The organism is Dulcicalothrix desertica PCC 7102 (assembly GCF_003991905.1).
Classification (GTDB): Bacteria; Cyanobacteriota; Cyanobacteriia; order Cyanobacteriales; family Nostocaceae; genus Dulcicalothrix; species Dulcicalothrix desertica.
Genome location: NZ_RSCL01000029.1, coordinates 50463 through 63836 on the forward strand (window position 1 = coordinate 50463; position 13374 = coordinate 63836).

Sequence of the window (13374 nt, forward strand, 5' to 3'; positions counted from 1 at the left end):
TATAACCTATAGCACTACAAGCATAGCCAATACGTCTTGCAATTTGCTTGGCATTGATTAATTGCCCACGATTTTCGGGGTCAAAAAATGCTTGAATTAGGCGCCAAAGTACATATCCAATGATTCCAAGAGTAACGATACTTAGTAAAAACCTTCCAAAGGGCTGAGTAATAATTGCTTGCAGGGCGCCTGTAGTGTCAGTAGTTTTAGCACCAGTACCGATAGCAGCTTGTATTGCAAATAAACCAACAATAAAATAAACTAAGCCTTTTGCTGCATATCCTAGCCGTATCAGTCGCTCAAACCAAAGATTTGAAGTAACCTGCTGGATTGGTTGTTTAATTGGCTCTACAGGTGAATTATGTTTTGTCATATTATTTAATATCAAGTTGAAACATGTACTATTATCTAATAAAGTTTGTATAGCATCAGGTTAAATATTTTTAAACTGATAATATTTTATCTTGTGAGTTGAGCGCTCAACTCACAAGATAAAATTCATTCAAGAGATTGTTTTTTTATGATAATGCTCAATAGTGGAAAATTTGGATAGAATTTAAATTCTTAACCAAGTTCAGATATTATGTACTATAATCATGAATACAATTTAATTAAGTTGGCAGCTAGTAATGTAACGCTACGAATTGCTAAAAAAGCTGTAAGCCGAGTATTCAAAGAGGTAGATATGCATTCTGATAATTTTCGAGTGGTTATGATTAGCATTTTTGCTGCTATAAATTTTTTAATTGGTATCGTAATTGGTATAAAACTGTACTCTGTTACTTCTGAATCTTCTTCTGATCAGAGCGTCGTGACTCACATCTTGCACCAGGTCTAGAAACCGGGCTTATTGACAAATATTTTGCTATAAAACGTTAATTTTTCGTACAGAAGCCCGGTTTCTTTAAGCTTGTTGAGAATGCTGCAAGATGTGAGGTGAACGAATTAAGAGAACTCCACGAAAAAAAATGCCCTTCGGTCATTCTGAACGCAGTGTTATGCGAAGCATTTGCCGCAGGCTAGAATCTTGCGGATACCCAACTTTGTGGGAAAACAACGTTTACTTTGCGCTTTGAGATGCTACCCTGCGGGAAAACTGCGTTAACGTTCCTCAGCATGACACCACAGGATCATTCTTTTCTTGGCTTACTCTAAGTGCTTCGCTTCGCAAAAAATGAGGGATAAAATATAGTTAAGCACAACAATTATTTGGGTAATGTTCTTTGGAATAGCTAACTTCATTGCAGAAAATTTAATTAAACTCAGCTAGTACTTCCAAAGTATTTATCGCTCCTCCCTTAATTATTTGTGTTCATAAAGCGTGTAGAGAGCGAATATATTCGGTCTCTACCTAAGCGAAATTTTTTATAAATCATGTAGGACTGCTATGTATCCATTAAAACCTATTACGCACGGGGGGTACGCTACTGATTAATGCTTGCCACGTTAGCGGTCCTACTCTACCATCACTAACCAATCTTTGCGAGTCTTGAAAGGCAATTACTGCTCTAGCAGTTTTAGGTCCATAGATACCATCAATTGCGCCATTATAAAATCCTAGCCATTTCAGCACAGCTTGAACATCTCTCACAGCTTTTCCACGAGAACTGCGCGTGAGATAGGGAGCAGTCCATGTAGAATATTGTGAGAGCCTACCTCGAACTGCAAGGTTATTATTTGTTTGTGCCCTAGCAGCAGGTGCAAAATTAAAGGGCAGCATTCCTAAAAAGAATGCAGAAACTAAGCTCAATGTTAAAATTTTTGAGCGCGTAAATAGATTATTCATAAACTAATTTTTCCCAAGTTAAATAGAGTCTGAATGCCCCTATGCTATTTGTTAAGCACAATGGGGCAATTGGTAGAGTTTACATACATTTTGACGATACAGAACGAAAATTTGGAATGTTATTCCCGGTAGCCAGTGCGATTTGGTTCTCGATAAGCAGTAGTAGTTTCTTGCTTCTTACCAGCTAAACCAGCTAGTCCAACTAGACCAATCAATCCTAACCAACCCCAATCAAAATCGTTATCTTCATAAATTCCTTCACGCGCAACTACAACTTGAGCAGAAGCGGGTAGAGTTAAGGGCGCCACTATCATGCTTAAACTGAGAATACCAGCGCCAATAATTTGAGGTAATTTTGAGTATTTCATAGTTAAAGTTCCTTGTTGTACTTCATTTAAATCTAAATCTTAATTGTGGAAAACTTGTGGATAATTCTATTTATTTTTAAAAAATATTACATGTCTAAAGTTAGATTTATACCATTACTTCTGATAGATTCATAAATTTTATAGTATAAGTATATGGTGAGATAAAGATAAGTTTTGAAATAAACATTAGCGTGAAAATTAAATAATTAGGATGATTTGGAATTTATGAATTAGGAAGAACAGTCTAATAGCCAAAATTCAACTGCTACAATTAAAGATATAAGCTTAATCAGTAAGCTTTTTTTAGTAGCTGGTGTTGCTGTTACTATAAGTTGTATAAGGAAAAGTAAAATTTCCTTGTTCTTCTCTAACTATGTGCAAAGTTTTAGAATTGCATACCATCCGCAAACAGTAAGAGCGCCACTCACCATAGCCATCTCCACTATCGCTATATGACGTGGTATGTATTGATAAGTAAAATATTTGATTTATCCACCAGTTTTCCACAATTTCTATTTAAACTGTGGTTAGACATAAGGGATACTAAATTACTCTGGTCTGTAAAAGCTAGGTATGGACTAGCAAGACCTTAATATGGTGGCTTAAGCCACCTTACCTAACTATTTTCCGAAAAAACAATAATTTTTTACACACTTTAATTTCAGGTATATGAATTATATCATGTCCGGGAGCATAACCATAATAAAATCTTCGTAGAGACGCGAGGAACATCGCGTCTCTACATGATGCGGTAATTATGGGTAATCAACCGGACATGATATTAGACAAATTTCATCCTGATTTTTTTTTGTTTAAGACATTAAATACAGAAACGCTGGTTGCCACTTTTAATAGCGACAACCAGCATTTCCATATCATGATTTAGTGACTTATGCAGCCATTGCTGTAGAAGTACTCGTTTACAAGATGACACCTGTAGCTTGTACCACAAGACATTATATAGTTTGACCCTTGTAAACTCATGTAGTGATGGAAATGTCCAGCCAAACAGCATTACAGTTCCGTGCATGGTAAATAGACCATTGTACACGGTGCGGTCAACAAGGTCAGATTGTGGAGTGAGTAATTCACCCCTCATAATCATTGCGAAGATGCCGCCAACGAGTAGAAAGATGAATGAGGTAACAAGATATTGAATGCCTATTACCTTGTGGTCGTGGCTGAAGCTAAAGTAAGTTTTCCAGGTTGTGGGAGGAAGATGGTGATGTTTTTCAATCACAACGCTGGAACTTTTCTCAACGTTGATGTTTGTCATAGTTAGTTAGGTATTTGTTCGTCGTAAGGACTCGTTGTAAGGACTCGTTGTAAGGACTCGTTGTAAGGACTTTAGTCCTTATCTCAATCACGACCTGTGTAATTAACAACGGGAGGCGCCGCAGGTTCAACACTTTGCCAACCAGTCTTAAAAGGACTATCCTTAGTCAGTGCATATTCGGTAGCAGCTTGGTTAATAGCAGGCGCCGGTTTTTGGTTGGCAGCTTGTTTTAACCAGTTTTTGTAATTTTCAAGGGAATCAACTACTACATTTGCCTCCATTGTGGCGAAATAAGTACCGCTAAATTGTGAGTCCATTAAACGGTATGTACCTTCGCGTGTTGGAGTAAATTCAAAGTCTATTTTGTTTTTGGGGATGATATCCTGTTTGACTCGGAAAGCTGGAACGAAAAAGCCGTGGAGAACATCTTCAGATTCTAAGGCGAGATGAACTCGTTCGTTTACAGGTATATGTAGTTCTGTACTGGAAACATTTTTGTAGGGATAGCGAAACTCCCAAGACCATTGTCTGGCGATGACGTTGATAGGTTGGGTTGTATCAATATTGATATCTGGTGCTGGTGCTGGTGCTGGTGCTGGTTCAGAAGTTTCAGATTCTTGTTTGTTTTTGTTCCAAAGCCCATCCCAAGGCGCCGCTTCTGCTGACTCCATACCCATTGGCATATGAAGATGATGTTCCATTGGGCCACGAATAGACATTTGGTCATAAATTTGGTAACTGTAACCAGCAATCCAAATTACTAATACAATAGGAATCGCTGTCCAAACGACTTCGAGAGTGATATTACCTTCAATTGGTGGCCCATCGCTAGTATCATGTTCTGCTGCGCGATGAAAAGCAACAGCATATAGTAATGCGGCAGTTACAGCAAAGAAAATAAACGAAGCGAGTACTACGAGAAAACTAAATAAATCGTCAATGAGTTGTGCTTCGACTGTAGCTTGAACAGGGAACCAAGAATAAGCTTGCTGTCCCATCCAAAGACTTGCCGCAGTCACTACAACTGTACCAACGGTCAGTGCTGAAAGGTTCCGGATGTTCATGGTTAATGGGCAATCGATTATGAATTTTTGTACGGGTGGGTTAACGTATGGGCAGGTTAACAGATATCCTAAAACTGAATTGACAATTTCGCTAAACCTGCCCCCTACTTCAACAACAATTTATGAATATTTCCACCCGAACGTAATATCGAGTCAGCGGTATTATGCACACCAAATTCTGCGGCAAGCTGGGCGCCTAATGTACCATGTAGATACAAGACAAACATAATTGCCATACCAGCTAATAAGTAACTCCACTGAACTTGACGGTCTTCGTCTTTACGCCAGTTAAAGCGCTGTAAACCTCTCCATATGGTCATGCCAACCATAATAGCAAGCAGTAAAACACCACCAACTCCATGCCACAGCATAGTTTCCATTGCGTGGAGTCCCCATGCGCTGGTTACATCCATATTTGGTTCTGCGAGCATCATTTCGTAGAAACCTGCTGCAACAGTGAAGAATGTAATGATGGCTGAACCGAGCATGTTATACCAGCCAACATCGAAGAAGTTAGACTGCTTTGCTGGTAGTGCTAAAAATTTAAATACTGGTTGTTGATATGGGAAGAGTACACCAACAAAATCAAAGGTAATGCCAATAATAAACAACCCTAGCGTTAAGTGTACCAAGTTTGGGTGAATTGGAATAATATACGGCAAACCATTGGCGCCGAGATGTGCGCGTAATTGTTCTATAAGTCCTGTTTCCATTACAGTAATCCTTCTTTGAGTGCTTCAACAACAGGGACAGTATGCAAGCCGTATATCCAAACGAGTTCGTCACCGAGGAAAACTTGCACAAATATTAAACCAGTTAATACGATTCCTAGACCTAAATAGGGAACAGGCAATTTATCAGGAGTTTTTAAACGAATTACATATCGCCAACCTGTAATTGCCGCAATAATTCCAGACAATGACCAACCAATTAGTGTGTGTACACTCAACACAGGTTGTGCCATATCATATGGATGTGCTAACCCAGCTTCAAACTGACCAAAAATGATAGCCACAAACACAGCAACAGTGGCAAGACACATATTCCACCAACTCACCTCGAACAAACGCGCGTTCTTAGTAAAGTAGCCAATAATGTCACATACGAAAGCAAACAGCACCATTGCAATTACAAAGTGAACAATGATGGGGTGAATAGTGTCGGGATATGGTAGACCGTGGTCATTCAACTTTTGCAGAAGCTCAAACATAGTATTCTCCTGGGCGCCTCTCCTGAAAGAAACAAAACTTTACAGTTAATACAATTGTTAAGGAATTCAAAAATTAAAAAAGTTCAAATGGCGACTTTTACAAGTGAATTTTAATATTCAAGGTGAGATTGTTTTGTTACAGTCATGCAGTAGAGACGCGATTAAATCGCGTCTCTACAAGGGTTTGGTGGAAACGCGCAATTCATGGTTAATCCCCCTAAATCCTCCTTACTAAGGGGAACTTTAAGAGATTTATTACAACTTTTTATAAAAAATTTAACATTCTTTCTTAACCCCCCTTCCGCGCGGGGGGTTGGGGGATTAATATTTCCCAAATTAACAAATACATCTAAAAAAGTAGCAACAATTACAAAACCGATTTGGAGTTTTTAATAATTGAGTATCAACTCCTTCAACGCTTCCATGCTGTTAATCATCATAAATAACTCCATGTGCAGATAAAATTTTAAGCTGACTAATCTAATTATAGCTTTATATATCCTTAAGCATGTTAAAGCAAATAAAATATGTGCCTTACTAATAACAGTTGTGATTTGATAAATGTTAGTCATTAACATCATGTGTAAGAAGGGGCAGGCAAGGATGCCTGCTCCACAAGAGTAGTAATAGAAGAATATTTAAGAAATTATCAGTAATTGTACTAGCTTAATTTCGGTAAATTTCGGATACAAACAAAATATACGTATCAACGATTTATTGATGAGCCGGATTTTTATAGCAAAACCCGGACTGTATTCACTTGCTTTTTTATAAGCTCCTTTTTTTACCCCCATAACACCTAACTTATATGAACACAAGAGAACTTCAACCCCAAGATGAAAGCTTAAACGCTGGTGTAAATTTACAAACTCAACTGGCGCCAACTCCATTAGATACTCCGCAATATACAGGTTCATCATCATTGGCGTTTATAGATGCGGGTGTAAGCCAGATTGACACTTTGATTGCTGGCATGGCGCCTGGAACTGAAGTACATATATTAAAGTCTGGCTCGGATGCTATAACCCAAATTACAGAGACTCTTTTACATCGTCAGGGTATTTCTAGCCTAAATATTATTTCACACGGAAGTACAGGAAGCTTAGATTTTGCATCAAATTCACTTAATGCATATAATATCCGTAGTTATACAGAGCAATTACAGTCTTGGGGTAATGCATTAACTGAGAATGCTGATATTTTGCTTTATGGGTGTAATGTTGCAGAAAATGCACTCGGTAAAGCGTTTGTTGAGATAATGCGACAAGTTACAGGTGCCGACGTTGCCGCATCGAGTAACTTAACTGGAAGTTTTGCCAAAGGTGGTGACTGGGAATTAGAGTATAAAGCGGGAAGTATTGAGGCATCATCGGTGATTACTGAAAGAGGCGCCGCGCAATTTGAAAATACTCTGATGACCCCATCTTTAGTTGCAAACCTGAATACTCGAACGACAACAAGTATAGCACCCATATTACCCAACGCAGGTTCTAACCCAGCAAATTTGATAAATATCAATAATATACTTTTCTTTACTGCTGATGATGGAATAAGTGGTACAGAATTATGGCGATTAGACCCTGGTAGTACTAGTCCAAGTTTAGTTAGAGATTTGAGTACTAATCTTGGTATGGGTTCAAATCCATCAAATTTAACTAATGTAAATAATATCCTTTATTTTACTGCAGATGATGGTATGGGTGGTGCCGCACTATGGCGATTAGACCCATTTATTAGTAGCAGCTTGAGCCGAATTTCAATTGGCACTACTACTAATAGTGTAGGTTATAATCCATCGAATTTAATTAATATTAACGGCATGTTATACTTTACTGCTGATGATGGAAACGGTACTGAATTATGGCGAATTAATACGTCTACAGGTACAACACCAAGCCCTATTAGATTTGATATTAATACTCGTCCTGGAGTCGGTTCTAATCCATTAAATTTAGTTAATGTCAACAATGTACTTTATTTCACTGCTGATGATGGAATTACAGGAACAGAGTTATGGCGATTTGATACATTAAATAGTACTATCCCAACGCGCGTTACAGAAGTTCGTGCAGGAGAAGCTAGCTCAAACCCAGCAAATTTAACGAACATCAACGGTATACTTTACTTTACCGCTGATAATGGTAATGGCACAGAACTTTGGAGACTTGATTCAACGGGCAACCCTGTTTTATTAGATATTAATACTCGTACTGGTGCTGGTTCAAATCCAGCGAATTTAACCAACGTTAATGGTATACTTTACTTTACTGCCGATGACGGATTTGGCGTTAATGATTTAATGCAAATTGATGCAAGCGGCAAAGCTGTTGTTGTTCAACCTGCTAATACTACTATTTTTCCAGATAACCCCACAAATTTAACTAACGTTAACGGCACGCTGTATTTCACTGCTACCACTAACAATGCTGGTACTGAATTATGGCGCCTTGATGCATCAGGTAAAGCTGTTCAAGTACAAGACATTGCTAGCGGTACTGGTAGTTCTAATCCATCGAATTTGACTAATGTTAACGGTACGCTTTACTTTACTACTAATGATGGAAGAATATGGTTTGTCCCCCCACCAAGCCCAACTTTCCCCACTTCCCTTTCTTCTCCTGTCGCTATTAATACGCCATTATCCAACCGTCCAGTTTTTAATTCTGGTCGATTAAATTTCACTATCGCTGGCGGGAATCTCTACTTTACATACGATGAGGGAAATATTGGTACTGAACTATGGCGCATAGCATTAAATACTAATGGCACTCCAACTAGCACCAGTTCTAGCATATCACTTGTTCGAGATATTCGTACTACTAGCAATGTTAGTTCTAACCCATCGAATATAACTAATGTTAACGGCACAATTTACTTTACCGCTGATGATGGTATTCGTGGTACCAAATTATGGCAACTCGATGCAAGTGGAAACCCTGTACCCGTTATAGAAAGTAGTTCAACTGGTACTAGTACTGTTAATGGCATTTTTAATCCGTCGAATTTGACAAATGTAAATGGCATACTTTACTTTACTGTTAATGAAGGGATGAGCGGTAATGAGTTATGGCGCCTCTCCCCAGGCGGTAGTCCAGTTCGAGTTGCAGATATTCGTCCTGGTACAGCTAGTTCTAACCCATCAAACCTGACAAACCTCAACGGTATGCTTTTCTTCACTGCAAGTGATGGCATGTATGGTTCAGATGTATCATGGCTATGGGTTATTGATAAACCAAATGGTACCCCGTTAAGGATTTCTACAGGCTCAAGTCCGGTTGCGCCAAATGCTTCTAATTTAATCAGTGTTGGTAATTCACTTTTCTTTACAGCCAATGATGGAATCAGTGGTACGGAACTATGGCGGTTAACTCCTTCTGGCAGTACTGTTGGTAGTCCGACATTAATAAATATTCGCACTCGTGACGCAGGCAGTTCTAATCCCTCAAATTTAACAGATGTCAACGGGATACTCTTTTTCACTGCTGATGATGGTGTTGGTGGAAGAGAACTGTGGTTGATGAATCCAGGTAGTAGTACTCCAAATCAAATTAGTATTCGTTTTGGCGCCGCTGGTTCTAACCCTAGTAATTTAACTAACATTAACGGCAGGCTCTACTTTAGCGCCGATGATGGTATAAACGGAACAGAAATATGGTTTGTTGACACTGTTTCAGGAACACCTGGAACCGCCACACGCTTAGAAGTCCGTACTGGCGCCGCTAGCTCTAATCCTGGTAATTTCACTAATGTAAACGGCACACTTTACTTTACTGCTGATAGTGGTAGAGGGATGGAAGTGTTCCGTCTAGGTAGTAATGGAAGTATTTCTCCTGTTAATACCATAAGCCCTACAACTGAAGGTGTTTCCAATCCATCGAATTTAGTTAGCTTAGGTGATTCACTTTTCTTCAGTGGATTTCAAAAAGCTGCTGGAAGAGAATTATGGCGAGTTGATAGTGCTGGAAACTTAGGATTTGCACGAAATATCCGCAATAACGGTAGTTCAGACCCATCTAATTTTGTAAATATCAACGGTACTATTTACTTTGTTGCTGATGATGGTACTTACGGTAGAGAATTATGGCGATTAGATGCTGATGGTAACTCAGCGATGGTTGGAGATATTCGCAGCAGTAATGGTTTCGGTTCTAATCCATCAAACTTTATTGATGTTAACGGTGTAATATACTTTACTGCTGATGATGGTAATAGTGGTACGGAATTATGGCGAATTAGTGGATCAAATACAACTCCAACTCTAGTTAGGAATATAAATACTTCATCAGGTAGTAATTTTGGTATTAGCTATAGCATTGGTTCTAACCCCTCGAATTTAACCAACGTTAACGGTGTGCTTTATTTCACTGCAGATGATGGTATATCTGGCAGAGAATTATGGCGAATTGATACGATGGGTAATGCTATTTTGGTTCGCGATATTAATACTTTGACCAGAACAGGTTCTAACCCATCAAATTTAACTAACGTTAACGGCATACTTTATTTTACTGCTAATAGCGGTACTACTGGTACAGAGTTATGGCGAATTGATGGCACTGGAAATCCAGTCATGGTTCGCGATATCAACACTCGTCTTGATTTTGGTTCTAATCCATCGCAGTTAACAATTGTTAATGGAATACTCTACTTTACTGCTGATGTAGGCAGCGGCGATAGAGAGTTGTGGCGGATAGATGGTACTGGGAATGCAGTTTTAGTTCGTGATATTAATACTGGTTACAACATTAATCTGAATTCTGGAATAGGTTCTGACCCTTTACAATTAACTAACGTCAACGGTGTACTTTATTTTACCGCGAATGATGACGCCAGTGGTGGCAGAGAACTATGGAGAATTGATGGAGCAGGCAATGCGGTTTTAGTGCGTGATATTAATACTCGTACATTTGGCGCCAGTTCAAACCCATCGCAGTTAACTAATATCAACGGCATACTTTACTTTACTGCTGATGATGGTTTAAGTGGCACAGAACTATGGCGAATTGATGGAATCGGTAATGCAGTTCGAGTTCGCGATATTAATACGAATACTGGAATTGGTTCTAATCCATCAAATTTAACCAACGTTAACGGCATACTTTTCTTTACTGCGAATGATGGTGTAACTGGTAGAGAATTATGGCGAATTGATACAACGGGTAATGCAGTTCCTGTTTTCGAGATAAATATGTCTCGTCCAGGTGCTGGCTCTAATCCATCAAATCTCACAGTTGTTAACAACATCCTGTATTTTGTTGCTGAAGATGTTAATGGTAATAGAGAATTATGGCGAATTGACCCAAATGCGGTGCCACCAGTTCCACCAGTTAGGTTAGAGATTCAAATGGGTGGTTTGGGTTCTCACCCATCGCAACTAACAAACTTTAACGGTATGCTGTATTTTACGGCAGAAAATAGTATTGGTAATACCGAACTATGGAGAATCAATAGGTCAGGAACTCTAGAGTTAGTACGTGAGATTCGTTCAGGAACTGCTGGTTCTAGCCCATCAAATCTATTTAGTACCAACGGTGCCTTATACTTCACAGCAAATGATGGTATGAATGGTACAGAGCTTTGGAGAATTGATAACCTCCCTCCAAGCCTTACTACTGTTACTAAGTCGGGAAATGAAGATTCGACAATTTCTTTTACAGCAGCAGATTTTACCAGTAGATTTAATGACCCAGAAGGTAGTCCTTTAACTCAAATTAGGATTGTATCGCTACCGACTACCGGAACATTAAGACTTGCTAATAACAACGTTATTGCGGGTCAAGAAATACTAGTTGCTGATATTGGTTTCCTGACATTTACGCCAAACCCTAATTTCAACGGTAATGCTAGTTTCTCTTGGGATGGTTCTGATGGTAGTAGATATTCTATAGGTAACTCAATTGTATCTATTAGTGTAAGTCCAGTTAATGACATGCCTACTCTTGCTAGTGTCTCAAAATCTGGCGATGAGGATAGAGTTATTAAGTTTGGGCTATCTGACTTTAGCAGCAAATTTACGGATGTCGATGGTAATGCTCTAAATAAGATTAGAATTACCTCGTTACCTAGCAATGGTAAATTAATGTTAGGCGCTACAGATGTAACTATAAACCAAGAAATTGCTGCTGCGGACATTGCGAACTTAAGTTTTGTACCAAATGCGAACTTTAGCGGTACTGTTAGCTTTGGTTGGAATGGTTTTGATGGTGCTGCGTATGCTACAAGTAATTCAACTGTTAATATTACCGTCAATCCAACTCCTGAATGGCAAATTACAGCAGTTGATGATTTTACAGGTGATGGAAAACAAGATATTTTACAGCGCGACCCAAGTAACGGTGCCTACAGGTTATGGTACTTGGATGCCAACAATGCAAGCCAAACTGTTGCATTGCCAACTATGGGTTCTAACTGGCAAATTACAAGCATTGCCAACTTTGATGATAACACCTCTAAGGATATTTTCTGGCAATCAACAACAGGCGAAAATCGGATTTGGCGAATGGGTACTACAGGCGCCGAAGTTGTGAACCTGCCAACTATTAACCCTAACAATTTCATAATTCAACATATCGGCGACTTTGAAGGTGATGGTGATGCCGATATATTATTACGTGATAAAACGAATGGAATGATTGCGATATGGGAATCTAACCCCAACAATCCTGATTTTATTCGCGGAATAGTATTATCTTACGTTCCTGATAACAATACCCAAATAAAACAAAGCTCTGACTTAGATGGTGATGGAGATTTAGATATTCTTTGGTATAACGCGGTTAATGGCGCAGTCAGTACTTGGGAAATGCAAGGTACTAGTTTAAAGTCTGGTTTTGAATTACCGACTGTTTCAGATACAAATACCAAAATTCAAATTGTCGCTGATTTTGATGGTGACAATGATATGGATATACTATGGCATAACGAAACTAACGGATTAACTGCTATTTGGGAAATGAATGGGGTAAACATAAACCAGGGCAAATTTTTGGGTTACGTCGGTGACACTAATACCAAAATCAAACTAGTTGCAAATTTTGATGGTAACAAAAATGATGACAAGGATTTAGACATCCTTTGGTACAACGATGTTACTGGGTTTATGGCTATCTGGGAAATGGATGGTGTTAATCTTAAACAAGGTGTTGTTTTAGCTGATAGTGGTTTTGGTGATACTAAGATTAAACAAATAGTAGATTTTGACGGTGACAAAGACCTAGATTTTCTCTGGTATAACGATGTTACTGGGTTTATGGCTATCTGGGAAATGGATGGTGTTAATCTCAAGCAAGGTATTGCTTTAAGCACCGTCAGTGACACCAACATCAGAATTAGCCAAATAGCAGATTTTGATGGTGACAAAGACTTAGATATTTTCTGGCATAATCAGACAACTGGGTTTAGCGCAATGTGGAGCATGAATGGTGTCAACATCGGACAGGGAGCTGTTTTAGCATCTATAGATACCAGTTTCAAGGTTCATGTAGTCGGTGATTTCAACGGTGATGGTAAGTTGGATGTTGTTTGGAAAAATTTAACTACTAGTGCTACAAAAGTTTGGTTGGCTGATGGTATTGATGTTCTCGAAGACATCTTACTCCCTAGCTAAATCGTAATCACAAAGCCCGCTCGTAATGCGGGCTTCGTTTGTTTAGCTTGAAATTTAACACAAA

At 38.8% G+C, this 13374-nt stretch carries 8 protein-coding genes and 1 pseudogene; 1 reads left to right on the forward strand and 8 read right to left on the reverse strand.

Annotation, left to right across the window (positions count from 1 at the left end):
• From DSM106972_RS41405 to DSM106972_RS41440, 8 genes and pseudogenes are all read right to left on the reverse strand, one after another.
• Positions 1-373 (reverse strand): DUF1206 domain-containing protein (locus tag DSM106972_RS41405; protein WP_148129270.1); only part of this gene is annotated, 373 nt, incomplete at its 3' end.
• 1023 nt (positions 374-1396) lie between these two features.
• Positions 1397-1786 (reverse strand): peptidoglycan-binding domain-containing protein, encoded by a 390-nt coding sequence (locus DSM106972_RS41410; protein WP_127086172.1) that lies wholly within the window; start codon positions 1784-1786, stop codon positions 1397-1399.
• Between the two features lie 119 nt (positions 1787-1905).
• Positions 1906-2154 carry a WGxxGxxG family protein gene (locus DSM106972_RS41415; RefSeq protein ID WP_127086173.1) on the reverse strand — a complete coding sequence of 83 codons (249 nt, stop codon included), beginning with the start codon at positions 2152-2154 and terminating at the stop codon, positions 1906-1908.
• Positions 2155-2457: 303 nt separating this feature from the next.
• Positions 2458-2661: a hypothetical protein gene (locus DSM106972_RS54275; RefSeq protein ID WP_127086174.1), complete on the reverse strand. Its 204-nt coding sequence runs from the start codon at positions 2659-2661 to the stop codon at positions 2458-2460.
• A gap of 478 nt (positions 2662-3139) precedes the next feature.
• Positions 3140-3430 (reverse strand): annotated as a pseudogene (locus tag DSM106972_RS41425) (cbb3-type cytochrome c oxidase subunit I); the annotation flags it as partial.
• Positions 3431-3513: 83 nt separating this feature from the next.
• Positions 3514-4494, reverse strand: a complete 981-nt coding sequence (locus DSM106972_RS41430) for a cytochrome c oxidase subunit II (RefSeq protein WP_127086175.1) — start codon at positions 4492-4494, stop codon at positions 3514-3516.
• A gap of 104 nt (positions 4495-4598) precedes the next feature.
• Positions 4599-5207 (reverse strand): DUF2231 domain-containing protein, encoded by a 609-nt coding sequence (locus tag DSM106972_RS41435; RefSeq protein ID WP_127086176.1) that lies wholly within the window; start codon positions 5205-5207, stop codon positions 4599-4601.
• Positions 5207-5704 carry a DUF2231 domain-containing protein gene (locus tag DSM106972_RS41440; protein WP_073619551.1) on the reverse strand — a complete coding sequence of 166 codons (498 nt, stop codon included), beginning with the start codon at positions 5702-5704 and terminating at the stop codon, positions 5207-5209. Before DSM106972_RS41440 ends, DSM106972_RS41435 begins: the two co-directional genes overlap by 1 nt.
• Before the next feature lie 808 nt (positions 5705-6512).
• Here DSM106972_RS41440 and DSM106972_RS41445 point away from each other — a divergent pair.
• Positions 6513-13310: a DUF4347 domain-containing protein gene (locus DSM106972_RS41445; RefSeq protein ID WP_127086177.1), complete on the forward strand. Its 6798-nt coding sequence runs from the start codon at positions 6513-6515 to the stop codon at positions 13308-13310.
• The last annotated feature ends 64 nt before the right edge of the window (positions 13311-13374 follow it).